The following is a 20,160-nucleotide window of genomic DNA, read 5'->3' on the forward strand; positions in this document are numbered from 1 at the left end:
TTGAAGCCACTGTTTTGTTGAAAAAAGAGGAAATACTCGTTATAAGTATTCCCTGTAAGGTGTGATAATGCGTACATAGTCACTCCCATATTTCTCTTCCAGCATGGGGCTGAAATCCTTCTCGATCTGACCCATGATTATGTCATGGTAGAACGCATTTTGCAGCAATTCAATGAGAGATGGGTGGTCCGTCTCCAGTACAGTTGGCTTGATCCCACGCCCAAAGCTGCCCAGCAACGCTGAATGTGCATCGCAAAGTATAGAGAACTTCCTGGATTGCACTTGATTCCATTCCGCGCTTCTTTTATGTACGACAACATTTTTTAGCTTTGCATGGCATTCGCCAATGGATATTAGCGTGACAGCAACCCCTTGTTTTTCCGCTTCTATCAGTGGCTCCTCTACCCAATGAACATCTTCAGACCAAATATCGACAACTATGCTTTTGTTTGCATTTGAGATGATACGTTTGATGGCTGTTTCAATCGCTTTGTCACCTTGCCAATTATAAAAGGAAGGAGACGTTCGGGGAGTGGATTTCAACTGCTCTTGAAGGACACGGGTTGTTTGATCAAATTCCGATTGTAACAAACGAATCAGCTGCTCGATCGGTACTGCATCATAAAGAACAGGCTCCGATTCGATTGTGCGGCACATGCCCTTTTCCGTTAATGCTCGAAGTGCAGCATATACGTTTGTCCGAGAGACGGAAACTTTCTTGGCCACTTCATATCCAGATATTTTGGGTTCCTCGTGAAGCACCAAATAACATCTGGCTTCTAGGTCTGACAATCCGATTTTTCGGAGCTCATCAATCAAGTTGTTACCTCCTTTTTGTTTAGTAGTATATATGAATACTGCTATTGTCCCGTGAGAAAGTCAACAGTCCTATGAATCCAGCACCTTCTGCAACTCAATCGGATTGAAATATTCCCTCCACAAGACTATCTCCCCCTTGAAAACTCGTAACATACTCACATAGGATTGGGAATATTCCAATCCACTCTCTTTTACGGTTGCCTTCCCGTCCATTTCAACGAAATACAGCTCGTGACTGCTTTCATTTACCTCATAGATTCGAATGTTGGAGATTTCCCAGAACGAGTACAGACCATTTTCCTTTCCAATAAACTGGTCTAGTAATTGAATGAGTTTTTCTTTCCCCTCCACCCGATCTGCTTGAAGACTATACGGCATTTCATAGACGATATGGTTTGCCATGAGCATTCCCATTCCCCGAACATCCTGCCTTGCTTCTCTTTCAAAAAAAAGCTGAACAACCTCTTGTCCTTTCAAGACTGCTTCACTCCTTCTTGTATCTTTTGTGATTTGGCATTCTCAGTATAAAACCGATTCCACGTGAAAATATTGAACAAAATACGCATGTTTTGGTCAAAAATGCTCACCAAAAAACACCAGTAGCCTTGTACTCGGCTATTGGTGTTTCGGGTCAAGCATGGTCCCATCCTTTCTACTGTGGGACGCATATTTCAACGGCGACATGCCCGTCATTCTTTTAAACAGCTTCGTAAAGTGAGCCTGATCGGAGAATCCTGCTTGCACGGCAATTTCCTTTCCACTCAAATTTCCGCAGCGAATCAACTGCTTAGCACGTTCAATCCGCAGTTGAATTAAATATTGATGCGGCGTCACTCCTGTATGCTTTTTAAACAAGCGAACCAATTGAGACAAGCTGATATTGCTCACCATCGAAAGGTCGGCGAGGGAAATACCCGCCTCCAAATTCGCCTGCATGTAGGCAATCATGGTTGTGACATGTTTGTTCGTGGCAAAGGTGTCCACACGGCTGTGCGTGTATCCGGTATAGTGGCGAAGTAAATGAACGGCTGCCATATTAGCGAGTGAATGGTTGTAAAGTTTTCCGCTTTGCCCGCCATTTTGAACTTCTTCCAGCATCCACTGGATGAGTACGACGAGTTTATCGTCGCGAATGAGGAAGCGCAGATCCAGTTTCTTTTTGTCAGCATGCCCAAAACCGGATTCCTCCGCCACCTGATCCAAAAAAAGAGGATCGAGCTCCAGTTTGACAAAGGAGAGTGGACGCGTCCATTGACACGACCATTTTTCGCCAGCAGGAAAAATCTGTACATCCCCAGTCGTTACTTTCTTCTCGCGTGGGTACCTGCCGTCAAAAAATTGCAGCAGCAACGGTTCTGCTGTCCCATGGATGACAATCACATGCTTCGATAGCTGCGAGGCATCGTACATTCGTGCGGGCGGAATCCGATCCCACTGTGATACCTTCATACCCGAACACCCCAGATAATCGCTGGACAATAAAGGCTGGTAATCACTGGCGCTGAAATCTGCCATCTTTTTCTTCATGAAACTCACCTCCTTACTCCTGTCACTCATTTCCAATAGTAGCCGCAGTATAGCATATACCGATTCGTCATGTTGCCGCATTTATGGCAAAAAGAGACGCACCAGCGACTCTTTTCGTATACCAGTTGAATGTGGCGGACACTTTTTGGAGTGGGAGGAACCAGCGCTGGTCGCAGAAGACTTGTTTGCAGCCTATTTCCAAGGGTAAAAACACCTTTCCCTCCATCGGGTAAATTGAAAAAGAACTATAACAGAGAGAGGTTTCTGTTACAGTTCTTTCATGCTCATTGATATTGGAAAATTCTGTTACAAATCCAGCGTATTTTTTTCCAGAAAATTCGTAGCGAAATTCCCCGCAACAAAGTCCGGATGCTCCAGCAGCTTCTCATGGAAGGGAACCGTCGTATGCACGCCCTCGATGACAAACTCACCTAGCGCCCGCTTCATACGAGCCAATGCTTCGTTGCGATCTGTTCCCCAAACGATCAGCTTGGCGACCATCGAGTCATAGAAGGGAGAGATTTCATAGCCGGGATAAACCGCACTGTCCACTCTAACACCGTACCCGCCAGGCGGCAAGTAATTGATGACCTTGCCTGGTGATGGCATAAAGTTTTTCGCAGGATTCTCCGCATTGATTCGGCACTCGATTGCCCATCCGTTGATTTTCACGTCTTCTTGTGAAAAGGATAACGGATTACCTGCTGCGACAGATATTTGTTCCTTAATCAAGTCGATACCTGTAATCATCTCTGTCACGGGATGCTCTACCTGAATCCGCGTGTTCATTTCCATGAAGTAAAATTGGCCGTGCTTGTCTAGCAAAAATTCAACGGTACCTGCTCCGTGGTACGAAACCGCTTTGGCTGCCGCCACCGCAGCCTGCCCCATTTGCTCGCGCAGCGCTTGGTCCAGCGCCGGAGATGGCGCTTCCTCTACCAGCTTTTGATGACGACGCTGGATGGAGCAATCCCGCTCTCCCAAGTACACAGCGTTGCCATGCTTGTCGCCCATGATTTGAATCTCCACATGCCGCGGCTCTTCCACGTATTTTTCCAAGTACACGCCGGCGTTGCCGAATGCCGTCTCCGCTTCTTTCTGGGCTTGCCGAATGGCCTTGGACAACTCATCGGCGTCAAAAGCGACACGCATGCCTCTGCCGCCGCCTCCAGCCGTTGCTTTTACGATGACAGGATAGCCGATTTTCTCCGCCACCTGCAATGCCTCATCGATGTCTTCAATCAAGCCGTCGGTGCCCGGAACTAATGGAACATTCGCTTGACTCATCGTTGCTTTTGCTACGGCTTTGTCACCCATTTTTGTGATCGCTTCTGGATCAGGACCAATAAAGGTAATCGAACAATCTTGGCAAAGCTGGGCAAACGAAGCGTTTTCCGCCAAGAAGCCATAGCCCGGATGGATTGCGTCGGCCTTCGTATGAAGAGCGACCGTCATAATCCGTGCCATGTTCAAATAGCTGTCCTTGGACGCCGTAGGACCGATGCAATACGCTTCATCCGCCAATTCGACGTGCAATGCTTCCCGATCCGCCTCAGAAAAGACAGCGACTGTACGTATCCCTAATTCCTGACAAGCGCGAATAATGCGGACAGCGATTTCGCCCCGATTGGCAATCAATACTTTCGTAAACATAGGCGTACTCCTTCCTACTGAGTTTTGACAACGAGCAATGCTTTTCCGTAATCGACAAACTGACCATCCCCGACGAGAATTTCCGTGATAATGCCGCTAACGGGGGTCGTTATGTCGGCAGATAGCTGAAGAGCATCAGCCGTGCAGCGTCCAACTTTTTCGCCTGCTTGAACAGTCTGCCCAACTGTCACTTCCGCATAGAACAGTCCTACTCCCGGAGACATGACTTGCTGTGTTACTTCCTCAGGTACCTCAGCAACGACATCGACGGGCTCAGCAGTGGCCGCTGCCTCCTGATAGCCATGCTCCACTTCGCCCACCTGTACAGGCGCATTCATAGCCACGACTTGGGCTGGTGCGCTTTTCTTGATCACGATTCGGGTCTTGCCCTTCTCCCATTCCAGCTCCTCAATGGAAGACTGATTCACCAGCTTGATGAATTCACGCAGTTCATGCAGCTTCATGGCACGATCAGAGCTCCTTTCTAAAGTGGGATATTCCCGTGCTTTTTGTACGGACGATCTTCCTGTTTGTTTCTGAGCATTTCCAAGGCTTGCGCCACCTTTTGGCGGGTTTCGCGCGGGTCGATGACGTCATCTACCATGCCGAGACTTGCCGCGACATATGGATTGGCGAACTTTTCTCGGTAGAGGGCAATTTTCTCTGCACGAGTCGCAGCCGGGTCCTCACTTTGTTCGATTTCCTTTGCAAAAATGATGTTGGCAGCACCCTCGGGACCCATGACGGCGATTTCTGCATTCGGCCAGGCATACACGATATCAGCTCCAATGGACTTGGAGTTGAGCGCCACATAAGCGCCTCCGTAAGCTTTACGCAGAATCACGGTAATTTTGGGAACCGTTGCTTCTGAGTATGCATACAAGATTTTCGCCCCGTGACGGATAATCCCGCCGTGCTCCTGATTGATTCCCGGGAAAAAGCCAGAGACATCTTCAAAGGTCAAGAGCGGAATGTTGAAGCAGTCGCAAAAACGGATGAACCGTGCCAGCTTATCCGAAGAATGAATGTCCAGTCCGCCTGCCATGACCTTCGGCTGGTTGGCGATAATACCGACGCTGTGTCCATCGATACGCGCCAAACCAATAACGATATTGCGGGCAAAGTTCGGCTGTACTTCCATGAAATCACCGTGATCCACGATTTTTCCGATGACCTTGCGCACATCATATACTTTCGTGCTCTCAGCAGGTACGAGCTCCAGGAGATCTTCTTGCCAACCATTGTTCTCTTCTGCTTTCATCACTGGAGCGCGATCGCGATTGTTTTGTGGCAGGAAGCTGAGCAGCCTGCGCACTCCTTCCAATACTTCCTGTTCGGTTTCTGCCGTAAAATGGGCATTGCCGCTCACCGTCGAATGAACCTTCGCTCCGCCTAGATCCTCCGCAGATATTTTTTCACCTGTAACGGTTTCGATCACTTTTGGACCTGTGATGAACATCTGGCTCGTCTTCTCTACCATGAACACAAAATCCGTAATCGCTGGAGAGTATACCGCTCCTCCCGCACACGGACCGAGGATGACAGAGATTTGTGGAATCACTCCGGAATAAATGGCATTGCGGTAAAAAATCGTGCCGTAGCCATCCAGCGAGCTTACCCCTTCTTGAATGCGTGCGCCGCCAGAGTCGTTTAGACCGATAAAGGGAGCGCCGTTTTTCGCTGCCAAGTCCATCACCTTGGCGATTTTCATTGCGTGCATCTCACCCAGAGCACCGCCAAATACCGTGAAATCCTGGGCGAACAAATAAACAGAGCGACCGTTGATTTTTCCGTAGCCTGTCACGACGCCTTCGCCCGGTGCCTCCATCTGATCGAGACCAAAATGCGTGGCACGATGCTCAACAAACGGGTTCAGCTCCATAAAGGTGTCAGGGTCAAGCAGAAGCTCGATCCGCTCGCGTGCAGTCAACTTGCCGCGGTTATGCTGCGCATCGATGCGTGCATCACCGCCGCCAAGCTGGATTTTATATTTGTGTTCCATCAATTCATCAATTTTTTCGTACATATTGCTGCTCATAAGGGCCACCATCTCTCTATTCCTTTTTCATGATCGCATTCTCATAGATCGCCACTAATTGCTGTACGGCGCTCGTCGGTGAAATCTCGCCACTCGCAACGGCTCCTTCAATCGAAGGAAGCAGCTCGGCTACTTGCTGGTTGCCAAAAAAAGTCGCGCGCAAGTAGTCCTGAGCCATACTGTGCATCCAATCGAGCAGCTGCGCTTTGCGTCTTGCCTCGAAGCTGCCTGATTGGATGGTGCTTTCACGAAATTGACCGATGACCTCCCAAATATCTTCAATGCCTTCCCCTGTTAGCGAAGAACACATGTATGCCTTCGTCTCCCAGCCAGTGGTTGCCGGCTGCAAGTAATGCAGAACGCGATTGTATTCACCTTTGGCGATCAAGGCACGCGTGCGGTTTTCCCCATCGGCTTTGTTGATCAGAAGCGCATCCGCAATTTCCATGATGCCTTTTTTGATTCCTTGCAGTTCATCGCCCGCCCCTGTCAGCATCAGCAGTAAAAAGAAATCGACCATGGACCTGACCGTCGTCTCGCTCTGTCCGACCCCGACCGTCTCGACCAAAATCACGTCATAGCCTGCTGCCTCGCAGATCAGCATCGTTTCCCGCGTCTTCCGATTGACACCGCCCAGCGTGCCACCCGTTGCAGAAGGTCGGATAAAGGCATGTGGATTGCGTGACAAGAGCTCCATCCGCGTCTTGTCACCGAGAATGCTCCCACGTGTAACCGTACTGCTCGGATCAACGGCCAAAACAGCGACACGATGGCCTTTTTCGCAAAGCATACTGCCAAATGCTTCAATGAACGTGCTCTTGCCCGCACCTGGCACACCGGATATCCCTATGCGTATGGATTGACCAGTATGAGGAAGCAGCTGTTTGATCACCTCTTGAGCCATATCCATATGAGCGGGAGCGTTGCTCTCGACCAGCGTGATTGCCTGCGCCAAAACCGTTCGGTTATTCTCTCGTACGCCTGTGACGTATTGATCCACCGATAAGCGTGGGAGGCGTGCCTTGGAGGTAACATTCAAGAAATTCTTGTCAGCCTTGCCCCCGGTCATTGTCCAGCAGCCTCCAGGCGATACACGATCTCTTGCAGAACGTGCTGGGCTGCTACAGGAATGACTGTTCCTGGCCCAAAGATAGCTGCGGCACCATGCTCTCGCAAAAAGGCGTAATCCTGCGCCGGTATAACACCACCTACGACGACGACAATATCCTCGCGCCCCAGCTTCTTGAGCTCTTCCACCAGTTGCGGCAGCAATGTTTTATGTCCGGCCGCTAGCGAGCTGAAGCCGATCACGTGCACGTCATTTTCTATTGCTTGTTTTGCTGTTTCTTCAGGTGTCTGGAACAACGGACCGATGTCGACATCAAAGCCCAAATCGGCAAAAGCGGTAGCAATCACTTTCGCGCCCCTGTCATGTCCGTCTTGACCCATTTTCGCGATCATAATACGGGGACGTCTGCCTTCCCACTGCTCGAATTCGTCTGCCATCTTGCGCACTGCCGCTACCTCATCGGCATCTGCGTATTCGGAACTGTAGACGCCGCTGATGGAGCGAATGACCGCCTTGTGTCTCCCCACGACTTTTTCATAGGCATCCGATATTTCCCCCAAAGAAGCTCTTGCTCGCGCCGCTTCAATGGCCAGCTCCAACAGATTGCCTTCGCCCGTTTTCGCGCATTCCGTAATGGCCTGAAGTGTTGCTTGCACTCTCGCCTCATCCCGGTTATTGCGCAGCTCCTGCAAACGCCTGATTTGCGCTTCCCGGACCGCTGTGTTATCAACTTCGAGAATTTCCAGTGGATCTTCCTTGTCCAGACGGTATTTGTTCACGCCAATTATGGCTTCCTTCGCCGAATCGATATGTGCCTGACGGCGTGCTGCCGCTTCCTCGATCTTCATTTTCGGCAATCCCGTCTCAATTGCTTTTGCCATACCGCCAAGTGCTTCGATCTCTTCGATGTGCGCCCACGCTTTTTCCACGAGCTGCGCCGTCAAGGACTCGACGTAATAGGAGCCTGCCCACGGATCGACGACCTTGGTTATCTCGGTTTCGTCCTGCAAAAACAACTGCGTATTTCGCGCGATCCGAGCCGAAAAGTCTGTCGGCAGCGCAATCGCTTCATCCAGTGCGTTCGTATGCAGAGATTGGGTATGCCCCAGAGCCGCGGCCATGGCTTCGATGCACGTCCGCACCACGTTGTTATACGGGTCCTGCTCCGTCAAACTCCATCCAGACGTTTGCGAGTGCGTCCGCAGTGCCATCGACTTTTCGTTTTTCGGGTTAAACTGCTTGATCAGATTGGCCCAAATCAAGCGTCCTGCACGCATTTTCGCCACTTCCATGAAGTAGTTCATGCCAATCGCCCAGAAAAATGACAGCCGTGGCGCGAATGCATCGATGTCGATGCCTGCTGCAAGGCCCGTGCGAACGTATTCCAAACCATCTGCCAATGTGTAGGCCAATTCAATATCCGCGGTCGCACCCGCTTCCTGCAGGTGGTAGCCTGAAATACTGATGCTGTTGAATTTGGGCATATGCTTGGAGGTGTAGGCAAAAATATCGGAAATGATCTTCATCGACGCTTCTGGCGGATAAATGTAAGTATTCCGAACCATGTATTCCTTCAAAATATCATTTTGGATCGTTCCAGTTAGCTCCGCTTGTGATACCCCTTGCTCTTCTGCTGCCACGATATAGAAAGCCATAATCGGCAAAACCGCTCCGTTCATCGTCATGGAGACGGACATTTTATCGAGGGGGATGCCATCGAACAAGATTTTCATATCGAGAATGGAATCAACTGCCACGCCTGCTTTTCCGACATCACCGACAACCCGCGGATGATCGGAGTCATAGCCGCGATGCGTCGCGAGGTCGAAGGCAATCGACAGCCCTTTTTGGCCTGCAGCCAAATTCCGTCGGTAAAAAGCGTTGCTCTCCTCCGCCGTAGAAAATCCGGCATATTGGCGAACCGTCCATGGCTGGGTCACGTACATCGTCGGATACGGTCCACGCGTATAAGGCGGCAAACCAGGCATGTAGCCGAGGTGATCCATTCCCTCTACATCTTCCATTGTGTAAAGAGGTTTTACGGGGATCTGCTCCAGCGTCTGCCACATTTGCTCCTTTCCTTCAGGGTTTGCTCCCAGCTGAGGAAACAAGTCAGACACATCTCTTTTGGACTGATAAGCCATTTTTGAAAAATCAGGTCGCTTCATTATGAGCTCACTCCTATCCGCTCCTGAAGTTCTCGCAGCATCTCGTAGCAATTGGAACGCATGTGGATGCAATCATCTACACCTGCCGTCTTATAAGTAGCCAAATGTTCCGCGTCTGGCAAGCCAGCCAACAGAATTGTCATCTGAGGTACATGTTGCTTGATTGCTTGAGCCAACGGTGGTACCAGCTCAGGGTAGCTCGCATCGTCCGAACAAATGACCGTGATCATCGCTCCGGAAGCAATTGCAGCTTCTGCCGCCTCTTCAGGTGTAGAGAATGTTTGCTGGCGAACTGCTTCAAAGCCTCCCACCGCAAAAAACTCTGACGCAAAATCCGTGCGGGCCTTATGCTTTGCCACGGGTCCCATCGTCGCCAAGAATACGGTTGGTCTTTTTCCTGTTGTTTTCAAGTAATCATCTGCCTGCATCCGCAAGGCTTCAAAGCGTTCGGAAGCCCGGTGAATACGAAGTGGCTGAATGATCTTCCCTACCTGATCTTCACGTCTCATGGCTTTGGCAATATCGCCCGCAGTCGCCCCATGAAGCACTGCTTTTATTGCACGTGCCACGAGCTCATCGGTATGTTTCGCCAGCTCATCGAGCTCTGTGGAGAGGAGAGTCGCGCTCTGTTTCATCCGATGGGATCGTGCTTCCTCTGCTCGCTCTTCGTGAATGCTCGGAAGACTTTCGGCCTGCAGTGGCTGCTCAGCCGTATTGGCATACATGTTGGTTCCAACCAAACGCTTTTTACGTGTATCGATACTCGCTGCTTTTTGATCCGCGATCTGGGCGATCAAGCCTTGTGGGAAGCCTGCCGCTAATGCGCGCAGCATGCCTCCGTGTGCATCTACCTGCTGGAATAGCTCCCAAGCTTTTTTCGCCAATGCATCTGTGAGCCATTCTACGTACCAAGAACCTCCCGCAGGGTCGATCACTTTTGCCAAATGCGCTTCTTCTTGCAAAATGATTTGCGTATTTCTGGCGATTCTTCTTGAAAACTCATTAGCAGGGCGGATTGCTTCGTCAAATGCGGAAACATGCAGACTGTCTGCTCCGCCAATAACGGCTGAGAACGCTTCTGTCGTGGAACGCAGAATATTGACATACGGATCGTACATCGTCTTCGTCCAGGCCGAAGTTCTGGCGTGAATCGTCATCTTTTGGGCTTCCGTTGATCCGCCGTAGGCCGCGACGATGTTAGACCAGAGCATTCTTGCAGCACGCAGCTTCGCGATTTCCATGAAGACGTCTGAACCGATCGAATACGAGAACTGCATCCGTGATGCGATATCCTCTATGGACAGCCCCCGCTCAAGCATCACTTGCAAATAGTCGACCCCTGTGGCCAGTGAAAAAGCCAGTTCGGTTACTGCATTTCCGCCGCCGTCCTGATAAGGATTGCCCTGAACCAAGATGGTTTTCAGCGCAGGCGCATGTTCTGTTGCCCATTTCGTCACGCTTGCCATGGCGTTATAGGCTGTCTGCAAGGAACAAGGGAGCTTGCCCTCTGTGAGCAGAACCGCTACAGGGTCTTGCCCGATGCATCCGCGCAGCTCGGAGACTTGTTGGCCTGTCGCTTCAACATGTGCGAGGATGAGCGAAAGTATGGGCAAGCCAAGCGCTCCCGTGTTCACGTAAAGAGGGACCTCTGAAACCCTTACCCCTTGAAATGCCTGCTCTACATCCTCCCGGCAAAAAACGGATACGCCTTTGTGACCAATCGTATCTGGCAATGCTTCGTCAGGGTCAAGTCCAGCCAATGTCGCTTGATCCAACAGCAGATGCAGCATCGTTTGCCCGCGCGCTAAATCGTCTACGGCTGCCTGATTGTATGCCTTGGCACTCCTTGCGATGATTTCCTGACAGACATGCCATTTGTGTTCCTTTTGCTCGCCAAGCTGCTGATTCCCTCTATGAAAAGGCGCCTCTCCTGGTAGCGCTTCCAGATGCGGCAATGTTTTGACATCTTCGTACCGATAGATAGGCTGGCGAACAATTCCCTCGTACGAATGCGTCAGTAGCTTGGCATCAAAAGATGCACCCTTCAGCGATTTTTCTGCCGCTTCCCGCCATTGCTCGTACGTGGGAACGGAGAATTCCTTGAACCATGTATGTTTGCTCACTCTTCCAGTCCTCCCCTTAAAAGCTGCTCCATTACGCTTGCTTCACCAGGAACAACGGCTGTCCATGCTCGACCAACTGACCGTTCTCCACCAATACTTGGACAATCTCCCCTTTTACTTCTGCTTCAATCTCGTTAAACAGCTTCATCGCTTCGACAATACAGACAATGGTAGTTGGCTCTACCCGATCATTTACGGATACGTACGGTGCTGCGTCAACGGCAGGTGCTGCATAGAAGGTACCGACCATGGGAGAAGTGATTTTGTACAAGTTTTCTGTCACTTCCGGCGATTTCTTAGGCGCTTCCACAGGCACCGTTGCGACCGGACGCTCAATCGTTTCTTTTTTAGCCAAAGGGACAACGGGTGCCGCCGTTACGATTGGCGCGCTTTTGGTTTGTACAGGGGTCTGATGTACGGCTGTGACTTGATCCCCGTTTCTTCGTTTGATACGCAATGACGAATCTTCATCGTTTACCTCAAAAGATTCTATGTCCGTCTGCTCCAATAGCTTCACAAGTTCTCGCAATTCGTAAATGGTAAGCACGACTATTCCTCCCCTATTTCCCGAATCTGACTGGCACAATCGCACGAACCGACTAGTTGGTCTGTGAGGATTGTGCGAGACCGACCAGTTGGTCTTTTCGATATTATAACAAATGTCAGAATACTAGTACAGACCAACTAGTTGGTCTGATTGAGGTATTTGATAAGGGACCATCAAGCGACTATGCCCCTGTCTCCTATCGAAAAGCTTGAGTGTAGCCGCATGATCCTTGTTAGCACCCCTACAATGGTTTGAAGAGATTTTCTTGTGATTGCAGGAAAAAACGTTGAAATGCCGGGTTTTCCATCGATTCTGATTTCAAAACGGAATGAAGAACCATATCTGCATAAATATCCGCGATTTGCTCGATCGAGTACGTTCCTGACTTTTGATACCATTTGTAAATCCAGTTCACCATGCCAAAAATAGCCATGGACACAATCGGCACAGGCAGCTCCGGGCGGAACTCACCCGATTCGATCCCGTCCGAAATGACGGTAAACATGATTTTTTTATAGCGATCCCGCTTCGTTTCAATATCCGTATAGTACTCCGGAGCTAAAAACAAGCTTTCCTGATAAAAGATCGTAACCTGCGAGCGGTACAGATCAATCATCATGACGAAGGATTTTACGATGGCTTGGAGTCGCTCCGTCGGGGTATCCCACTTCTCGTAAGCTTCCTCTGCTTTCTCCAACACATACGTAATGAATTGATCATGAATGATGTAGAGGAGTTCATCCTTTGATTTGAAGTTGTGATAAAATCCTCCCTTTGACGTTCCGCTTTCTTTCACAATTTGATCCACAGTCACTTTGTGGTAGCCATTTGCTTCAAACAAGCGCATGGATGTTTCAATAATACGTTCTCTGATTGATTTTTCGACCATTATCTTCACCCGTGAACATTATAGCATAACTGCCTAGCAAAAACGCCGATTCTCTTCGGTAAGAGATCGGCGTTGCTTCTTTTAATTCGTTGGTGTGGAAACAGGCACGGCACCTGAATATTCTTCGAGCGTAATTCCTTTTTCTCCGATTTCTTGCGCGATCTCGACCCCTACATAACGCAAATGCCACGGCTCATAAATATAGCCAGTAATCGCGTCTTTTCCATCTGGGTAACGAATGATAAATCCAAACTTCTCGACGTTTTCATCCAGCCACTTCGCTTCCTTGGTTCCGGCAAAGCAGCTTGTTGCTGCGCATTTGCCATCCTTACCAGAGACGTCAATCGCGAGTCCCGTCTCATGCTCACTCGTCCCCGGAACCGCGCTGTACGTCCGTGCCTTTTCTACTCCGTCTTTTTTTACATAGCGATTAAACAGTGCCTTTTGGTAGGCGTGGGAGCGATAGGCAGAAACACCAGCCAGCTGAACACCGTCAGCCTGGGCCGCAGCAAATAATTGTTCAAGGGCACCAGCTGCTTCTTTGCGCATTTTGCGTTTCTCGCTCTTTTCCGGGAGCAAGTAAGGAACGTTTGGAAACACTAAATCGTTCGGCTGATAATTCTCCGGAAGCTTGCGTTGTTTGTTCACCAATACAGCAATACTCTCAGGCTCACCTACGACCTCGATGTCCGGGAACGACAGCTCAGGTGGCTGATCCGCTGGCGGCTTTTCTGCCGGCTTCGTTTCCGTTGGCTTCGCTTTCTGGGGTTGCTCTGGTTGTTCTTGCTTTGGTGTTTCAGTCGGTGGAGGGGTGGTCTCCTCTTTTGGCTTCGCTTCTTCCTTCTTCGGAGGAGTTGGCGTCTCCATGGATGATGGTGTCTGTGGTTCTTGTGGAGCAGCCGTACTGTTACATCCAGACAACACAAATGTTATTGCCGTTACGAGTACAAGTGGATGCAAAATTCGTTGTCGAAAACTTCTCATTGTAACGTTCCTTTCGTTTTGGAGCTGATCCAATTATGTAAGTAATAAAAGTACGTATTTATTATGACATAATTGACCAGCGTTTCGTTACATGATTTACTGAGAAATTACGACCTGATCGATATTCAGGTAACCCGCCGGACTGATGGAGAAGCCCTGAATATGGTTGCTAATCACAGCCAAGTTCTCTAGATTGCGAATCGGAACAACCAAGGCATCTTGCAGCTCCACTTGTTGTGCTTTTGCGTAGATGGCAAGTCTTTTGGCCGGATCTGTTTCGATACGACCAGCTTCGATGAGAAGATCCAGCTCGGGATTGCTGTATTGAAAGCTGTTGCCAGCCCCGCCACCCGATGTATGAAACAAATTGTACTGATTGTAGTCGGCATCCCCGGTTGCATTTGCCCACCCACTGACAAAAATCTCATGATCCTTCGTTTGCTCAATCGTTCGGACAAACTCATCGTAGCTGACGACTTTTAGCTCCGCGTCGATGCCGATCCCTTTTAGTTGCGATCGTATCACTTGGGCAACCAAGATGCGATCCTGTCTGTTGTAGGTAATCATGTGAATCGGAAAACCATCTGGATAGCCCGCCTCTGCGAGCAACCGACGTGCTTGGTTGATGTCGTACAGGTAGCTTTTTACAGTCGGACTGTAGCCGAACACATGTGGTCCCATCGGTGAGTTCGCCTTCGTTCCCACATTGTTATAGACCCCTTTAATAATCGCTCCCGTCTCGATTGCCATACTGATGGCTTTCCTCACACGGATATCATTCAGAGGTGGACGTGATACATTAAACCCGATAAACTCCGTGCCGAGCGCATCACTGCGGTACACACGCATCTGGTTGGATGCTTGAATCCGATCCAGCTCCATGACAGGGATAGATTCCGCGACATGTGCTTCACCATTCTCAACCATCGCAATACGAGCCGTATCATCCGGAACAACCTTGAAGACGACTTGATCAAGCGTAGCAGCCTCGCCCCAATAGGACTGGTTTTTGCTCAACGTGATATGATTGCCAGGCTCCCATGATTGGAACTGATAAGGGCCGGTACCAACCGGGTGATGCGATAATTCCCGTCCGTATTTATCGATCGCAGTGGGGCTGATGATGCTCCCCTCGTGACTGGCCAAAATCGAAAGCAAAGGCGCAAATGGCTTATGAAGAATGAATTGCACCCTGTACGGATCGATGACCCTTACCTGCTTTACTTTTTCGAACATGGCTGCCCGAGGAGAAGCCACCGCTGGATCTAATACGCGATCAAATGTTTTCTTGACTGCCTGTGCATCAAAGGGGGCTCCATCGTGAAAAACAACACCTTGTCGGAGAGTAAACTCCCAAGTAAGATCGTCGATTTGTTCCCATGCCGTTGCCAGCTGTGGCTGAATGTTCATGTTCCGATCTCGTTTGACGAGCCCTTCATACACTTTTCCTTGGATGACACTCGCCTCATTGATCGTCAAAATGAAGTGGGGATCGAGATTTGCGGCATCCGACATACGTGCAATGATTAACGTTCCACCCTTGGCAGCGTTTTGGGGTGTCGGTACGATTTGGTTGTTGTGAGACGGCTCCTGACCGAAAGAACAGCCTGCTATGGTCATGATTGCTGCGAGTAACAGTCCAATTAATCTGTGAAAGGATGTCTGCGTGTACATTGGACCCTCCCTGCATGCTCTTATGTTTCCCTCGTTGTATGTTTAGCAAAAAGACCGCCCTTCTCCCATGTTTCCCGGAGAGTAGCGGTCCACACTCTATTCTTTTTCAAACAATCGCTTATATTCCCCGAAGCCTTCTTCTTCCAAACGATCCTTCGGAATGAAGCGCAATGCGGCTGAATTGATGCAGTAGCGCAATCCATTTTCTCCAGGACCGTCCTCGAAAACGTGGCCGAGATGAGAATCTGCTTCTTTGCTGCGAACCTCTGTACGAATCATATTATGTGTCAAATCCACATGCTCGGTTACGTTTTCCTCTTGCAGTGGCTTTGTAAAGGATGGCCACCCGCAGCCGGAATCGAACTTGTCCAAGGAACTGAACAAAGGCTCGTTGGAGACAATGTCTACGTAGATGCCCTCTTCCTTGTGATCCCAGAATTCGTTCGTAAATGGACGTTCTGTCCCGTTATTTTGCGTCACCTCGTACTGGAGCGGGGTCAAGATTTTTTTCAATTCTTCTTGCTTCGTACGGTCGCGCCATGCTTCCTTGGTGAATTTCGCTCTGCCTGATGCCGCGCGGTAGTATTGGTAGCGGACCGGATTTTTCTTATAGTAGTCCTGATGATACTCCTCCGCCGGATAGAACGGCTTGGCTGGTAAAATCAGCGTTGCAATGGGCTTTTGGAAACGACCGCTCGCATCCAGCTCTTGCTTGGATTTTTGCGCAAGCCTTTCTTGTTCTTCATTATGATAGAAGATCACTGGCGCATACGATTGACCTCGATCACCAAATTGACCACCAGCGTCTGTCGGGTCGATTTGTCTCCAAAACATTTGCAGCAATTCGTCGTAGGAGATGAGGGACGGATCATATGTGATTTGGACCGCTTCATAGTGTCCCGTCGTATCAGAGCATACCTGTTCATAGGTTGGGTTTTCGACATGACCGCCTGTATAGCCGGAGACGACTTTTTGAATGCCTGGCATCTTGTCAAACGGACTGACCATGCACCAGAAGCATCCGCCTGCAAAGGTTGCGATTTCGAATGGATGTGTATCGCTGTTCACGCATTTCGCCTCCTGTAAATGTATGTACACTTTCATTTACGATTGTACATGGTTTGCAAAAGCAAAGTCCACTCTGGAAGTGCTGCGAGGGGGGTTCAAATAGAAAAGGAGACCTTTTTACACGAAAGGTCCCCTTTTCGCTATCGGATTGCATGCTCCTTCACTCGTATGTTGCTACTCTTGCAGCGCTTTGGCAAATCCAGAGAGCATGACAACCATATGCGCAATTCCTTCCTCGAAGTCTTTCAAACGGATGGATTCGTTCGGCGCATGTACTTTGCAGCCAACCCAGCCTACCCCTGTACTGACAACAGGAAGCTTCAGCTGCTCACCGAAAATATACATCGGGCCCGTGCCTGCCGCGTTTGGAGAAAGCACTGGTTCATGATCGTAAATGAAGCGAGCCGAATCCAGTACGTGAGCAACAAATGGATGGTGAAAATCGGAGCGGTACGCTTTTTGTCCGTTGATCATGGTGACGGTAATATCCGTAAAACCATGCTTCTCCAAATGATTCTCGATGCAATTCATGATGTGCTGTGGATCTTGCCCTGGGACAAGGCGGCAATCCACCTTGGCCTTCGCGCTTTTCGGCAGTACCGTCTTCGCGCCCTCTCCTGTATAGCCGCTATCCAGACCGCAAATGGTCATGGTCGGGTGAAAAACCATGGCTTCTCGTGGGTCCACGTTGTTTGCCGCGGTAATCAATGGGCGTTTCAAACCGTATAGCGCTGCTGTCGCCTCTTCACTGAACGGCAATTCGGAAACGACTTTCTTTTCATCCGCTGTCGGCTCCTCGATCCCATCGAAGAAGCCTTCGACCAAAATCTCGTTTTGCTGATTTTTCATCGTCGCCAATGCCTGTACCAAGCGCCATGCGGCATTGTCTACATACGCACCGACAGAGGAGTGCATGTCGATATCTGCTCCAACGCAGGTCAGCTCTAGGTACGCCATTCCTTTGATCCCGGCAACCATGCTGATGCGCTCATTTTCGTCCTTTCCACCGAATTCCCAAATGCAGGCATCCGCCTGGAAAAGATCCTTGTACGCTCGAAGGTATGGCTCCAGATTCGGACTGCCGATCTCCTCTTCTCCTTCGATCAGGAACTTGATGTTGCAAGGCAAACCGCCCGCTTGCTGCTGCAAAATGTGAATCGCCGTCAGACGTGCGACGAGATCACCTTTATTGTCGGCAGCACCACGCGCATACAGCTTTCCATCGATTATCGTAGGGTCAAACGGCTCCGTGGTCCACTCATGAAACGGCTCAGGTGGTTGAACATCGTAATGATCGTAAAACAGGATCGTTTTGCTGGCGTCTCCTTCACTGCCTGCTGCAAAAAACGCATACACAACGGGATTGCCGCCAAGATTGTCGAGTACCTTTGTCTCACCGCCAACTTCATGAATCATCTTGACCACGTATTCAACCGTCTCTGGGATGGCCTTATGCTGTGCGGATACCGTAGGAAAACGCAAATATTGCTTCAGCTTCTCGATTGCATGCGGCAAATTTTCTTGCACGATACCTAAAACTTGTTCTTTGTTCACGATCGGGCACCTCCTACTGGCATTTACCTGCTTATTCGACTTTCTCTTTTTGGTGTGCAACCAAATAACTGTCAAACCAATCTGTGGTATATTGCAGTCTCAACACGCGTTGCTCAGGATCACCACTGCGGGAAAGCTCATGACTGGCACCCGGGAAGCGGATAAACGACACCGGAGCCTTGCCTTGATGCTTCAAGGTTACATAAAGCTGCTCGGCCTGTTCGATTGGGCAGCGGTAGTCATGTTCTCCATGCATGATCAGCAGAGGCGTCTCCATGTTCTCCACTAAGCGAATCGGTGAATGCTGCCACATTTTTTCCGGATTTGTGAATGGGTTTGCCTGAATCTCCTCGGCAGTAAAGTAATAACCGATATCACTGACACCGTAGAAGCTTACCCAGTTGCAAATACTCCGATCGGTTACACCCGCTTTGAATCGATTTGTTTTGCCGACGATCCAGTTTGTCATGAAGCCACCGTAGCTGCCGCCTGCGACACCCAAGCGATCTTCATCGACAAAATCAAAATGATCGCATGCATATTGCACGGCCGTCATCAAATCGCGGTAGTCGTTCCCTCCATAGTCACCGCAGCACGCCTGAACAAAACGCTCTCCGTAGCCAAAGCTCCCTCTCGGATTCGTATACAGTACGGCGTAGCCTTTTGCAGCGAGTAGCTGGAACTCGTGGAAGAACGTATTTCCGTACATGGAATGTGGCCCGCCATGAATTTGCAGAACCATCGGATATTTTTTTCCTTCTTCAAAACCGACAGGCTTAAGCATCCAACCGTGAAGCTTCCAGCCATCCTTTGCAACAAATTCAATTTCTTCCGGAACAGGGAGCTCAATGCCCGCAAATAGCTCTTCATTCAGCGCTGTTAGACGTTTTTCTTCTCCGTCCTTCAGACTTACTTGATACAAATCACCCGGAGTAAACGGATCACTGATGGCAGCAACCACTGTTTGTTCATTTTCATGCAGCGAAAAGCCGTAAATATTCCGGTTGCCCGCTACAACATTCGTGACTTGTCCGTCCAGCGTTACGTGATAAATGCCAGAATTTCCTCGCTCACTTGCGATGAAATACATGCCTCTTCCGTCTGCTGTCCATACAGCGCCAGGATTCGGGTGACCTGGCGAGCGCATGTCTCCGATGGTGGAATCGCCAACCTGTACGTCCCAATCAGCCGTGATGCATGAATAGTCGTCCTTTTCAAAATCATACACCCAGATGCGCTTTTGCGCCGCGTGCAAATGCGTGTCCAATTCACTTCCGATATACGCTAGCTTTTTGCCGTCATGTGACCAGGTTGGATAGGCAAAAGTCCCCTTGCTGTTCGTCAGCTTTTTCCATTCTCCCCCTTCCGAAGGGATGAGAAAAACGTCGATGCTATGCTGAAAATCAGGATCTTCTGCTCGGTTCGCCGTAACGGCGAGCCACTTTCCATCCGGGGACCAGGAGCCAATCGTATGATTGTAAGGTCCATCGCTGAGTGGTGTAACCTCGCCTGTTTCTACATGGACAATGGCCAGCTGCTTGTTTTTCTCATAAATGAACCCGAGATCATCGGATTTGTACTTCATTCTTCCGACTTGAATGGCTTTGGCATTTACTTTTTCCTCGGTTCCCTCCAGGTCTGCGAATGTTTCACCTGCATCCAGGATCGACGAGAAGACAATGTATTGGCCGTCAGGCGACCAAGTCGGGTTGCTGACGCCGTTTTTGCAATGTGTGAGCTGCCTTGCTTCTCCTCCGTTTGCATCAATCAGCCAAATCTGTGGTTTTCCAGAGCGATTCGAGACAAAGCTAATCTTTGAACCATCCGGAGACCAGCGCGGGAAGGTGTCGCGGGAGCCAGACGTCAGGGGCTGTGGATCATCCGTATCTAATCTTCGTAAAAACAAGTGATTTTGGTATGCGTGGGACTCGTCGATTTGATTTTCCACATAGGCAAGTGTTTTTCCGTCTGGTGATAGCTGCGGATCGCTCGCATACCGCATTTGATACAAATCTTCTGCCGTAATGCCTCTTTTGACTTGCGTCAT

The 20,160-nt window shown here is 49.7% G+C and carries 16 protein-coding genes; all 16 read right to left on the bottom strand.

Annotated features, from left to right (window positions below; all coding sequences use genetic code 11):
• Positions 1 to 39: 39 nt before the first annotated feature.
• Entirely contained in the window at positions 40 to 819 is a 780-nt protein-coding gene (locus tag EL268_RS15980) for a TrmB family transcriptional regulator (protein ID WP_106655122.1), read from the bottom strand.
• Between the two features lie 69 nt (positions 820 to 888).
• On the bottom strand, positions 889 to 1,296 hold the full coding sequence (locus tag EL268_RS15985) for a nuclear transport factor 2 family protein (RefSeq protein ID WP_106655120.1): 408 nt from the start codon (positions 1,294 to 1,296) through the stop codon (positions 889 to 891).
• Positions 1,297 to 1,434: 138 nt separating this feature from the next.
• Positions 1,435 to 2,346, bottom strand: coding sequence for a helix-turn-helix domain-containing protein (locus tag EL268_RS15990; RefSeq protein ID WP_164724482.1), 912 nt, complete (start codon positions 2,344 to 2,346; stop codon positions 1,435 to 1,437).
• Between the two features lie 306 nt (positions 2,347 to 2,652).
• Positions 2,653 to 3,999, bottom strand: a complete 1,347-nt coding sequence (gene accC / locus EL268_RS15995) for an acetyl-CoA carboxylase biotin carboxylase subunit (protein WP_088907409.1) — start codon at positions 3,997 to 3,999, stop codon at positions 2,653 to 2,655.
• A gap of 14 nt (positions 4,000 to 4,013) precedes the next feature.
• Positions 4,014 to 4,463 carry an acetyl-CoA carboxylase biotin carboxyl carrier protein gene (locus EL268_RS16000; protein WP_106655116.1) on the bottom strand — a complete coding sequence of 150 codons (450 nt, stop codon included), beginning with the start codon at positions 4,461 to 4,463 and terminating at the stop codon, positions 4,014 to 4,016.
• 20 nt (positions 4,464 to 4,483) lie between these two features.
• Positions 4,484 to 6,049 carry an acyl-CoA carboxylase subunit beta gene (locus tag EL268_RS16005; RefSeq protein WP_106655114.1) on the bottom strand — a complete coding sequence of 522 codons (1,566 nt, stop codon included), beginning with the start codon at positions 6,047 to 6,049 and terminating at the stop codon, positions 4,484 to 4,486.
• A gap of 4 nt (positions 6,050 to 6,053) precedes the next feature.
• Positions 6,054 to 7,106: a methylmalonyl Co-A mutase-associated GTPase MeaB gene (meaB, locus tag EL268_RS16010; RefSeq protein ID WP_106655112.1), complete on the bottom strand. Its 1,053-nt coding sequence runs from the start codon at positions 7,104 to 7,106 to the stop codon at positions 6,054 to 6,056.
• Positions 7,103 to 9,274, bottom strand: a complete 2,172-nt coding sequence (gene scpA, locus EL268_RS16015; protein ID WP_106655110.1) for a methylmalonyl-CoA mutase — start codon at positions 9,272 to 9,274, stop codon at positions 7,103 to 7,105. The genes meaB and scpA overlap by 4 nt, the downstream gene beginning before the upstream one ends.
• The gene (locus EL268_RS16020; protein WP_106655108.1) at positions 9,274 to 11,397 is read right to left on the bottom strand and encodes a methylmalonyl-CoA mutase family protein; all 2,124 of its coding nucleotides are present in this window, start codon (positions 11,395 to 11,397) and stop codon (positions 9,274 to 9,276) included. The genes scpA and EL268_RS16020 overlap by 1 nt, the downstream gene beginning before the upstream one ends.
• A 31-nt stretch (positions 11,398 to 11,428) precedes the next feature.
• On the bottom strand, positions 11,429 to 11,944 hold the full coding sequence (gene accB, locus EL268_RS16025; RefSeq protein WP_106655106.1) for an acetyl-CoA carboxylase biotin carboxyl carrier protein: 516 nt from the start codon (positions 11,942 to 11,944) through the stop codon (positions 11,429 to 11,431).
• Between the two features lie 241 nt (positions 11,945 to 12,185).
• Positions 12,186 to 12,833, bottom strand: a complete 648-nt coding sequence (locus EL268_RS16030) for a TetR/AcrR family transcriptional regulator (RefSeq protein ID WP_164724483.1) — start codon at positions 12,831 to 12,833, stop codon at positions 12,186 to 12,188.
• 81 nt (positions 12,834 to 12,914) lie between these two features.
• Entirely contained in the window at positions 12,915 to 13,817 is a 903-nt protein-coding gene (locus tag EL268_RS16035) for a M15 family metallopeptidase (RefSeq protein WP_106655102.1), read from the bottom strand.
• Positions 13,818 to 13,913: 96 nt separating this feature from the next.
• Positions 13,914 to 15,491 carry a glutathione ABC transporter substrate-binding protein gene (locus EL268_RS16040; RefSeq protein ID WP_106655100.1) on the bottom strand — a complete coding sequence of 526 codons (1,578 nt, stop codon included), beginning with the start codon at positions 15,489 to 15,491 and terminating at the stop codon, positions 13,914 to 13,916.
• A 96-nt stretch (positions 15,492 to 15,587) separates the two neighbouring features.
• Positions 15,588 to 16,559: a peptide-methionine (S)-S-oxide reductase MsrA gene (gene msrA, locus EL268_RS16045; RefSeq protein WP_106655098.1), complete on the bottom strand. Its 972-nt coding sequence runs from the start codon at positions 16,557 to 16,559 to the stop codon at positions 15,588 to 15,590.
• Positions 16,560 to 16,733: 174 nt separating this feature from the next.
• Positions 16,734 to 18,113 (bottom strand): M20/M25/M40 family metallo-hydrolase, encoded by a 1,380-nt coding sequence (locus EL268_RS16050; RefSeq protein ID WP_106655096.1) that lies wholly within the window; start codon positions 18,111 to 18,113, stop codon positions 16,734 to 16,736.
• Positions 18,114 to 18,144: 31 nt separating this feature from the next.
• Entirely contained in the window at positions 18,145 to 20,160 is a 2,016-nt protein-coding gene (locus tag EL268_RS16055) for a S9 family peptidase (protein ID WP_106655094.1), read from the bottom strand.

Source organism: Brevibacillus brevis, from assembly GCF_900637055.1.
Lineage (GTDB): Bacteria > Bacillota > Bacilli > Brevibacillales > Brevibacillaceae > Brevibacillus > Brevibacillus brevis.

What these genes read in the sequence shown, in the direction of transcription:
- EL268_RS15990 (WP_164724482.1), bottom strand. Translation starts at nt 2,346, where the DNA reads ATGAAGAAAAAGATGGCAGATTTCAGCGCCAGTGATTACCAGCCTTTA.
- accC (WP_088907409.1), bottom strand. Translation starts at nt 3,999, where the DNA reads ATGTTTACGAAAGTATTGATTGCCAATCGGGGCGAAATCGCTGTCCGC.
- EL268_RS16000 (WP_106655116.1), bottom strand. Translation starts at nt 4,463, where the DNA reads ATGAAGCTGCATGAACTGCGTGAATTCATCAAGCTGGTGAATCAGTCT.
- EL268_RS16005 (WP_106655114.1), bottom strand. Translation starts at nt 6,049, where the DNA reads ATGGTGGCCCTTATGAGCAGCAATATGTACGAAAAAATTGATGAATTG.
- meaB (WP_106655112.1), bottom strand. Translation starts at nt 7,106, where the DNA reads ATGACCGGGGGCAAGGCTGACAAGAATTTCTTGAATGTTACCTCCAAG.
- scpA (WP_106655110.1), bottom strand. Translation starts at nt 9,274, where the DNA reads ATGAAGCGACCTGATTTTTCAAAAATGGCTTATCAGTCCAAAAGAGAT.
- EL268_RS16030 (WP_164724483.1), bottom strand. Translation starts at nt 12,833, where the DNA reads ATGGTCGAAAAATCAATCAGAGAACGTATTATTGAAACATCCATGCGC.
- EL268_RS16035 (WP_106655102.1), bottom strand. Translation starts at nt 13,817, where the DNA reads ATGAGAAGTTTTCGACAACGAATTTTGCATCCACTTGTACTCGTAACG.
- EL268_RS16040 (WP_106655100.1), bottom strand. Translation starts at nt 15,491, where the DNA reads ATGTACACGCAGACATCCTTTCACAGATTAATTGGACTGTTACTCGCA.
- EL268_RS16055 (WP_106655094.1), bottom strand. Translation starts at nt 20,160, where the DNA reads ATGACGCAAGTCAAAAGAGGCATTACGGCAGAAGATTTGTATCAAATG.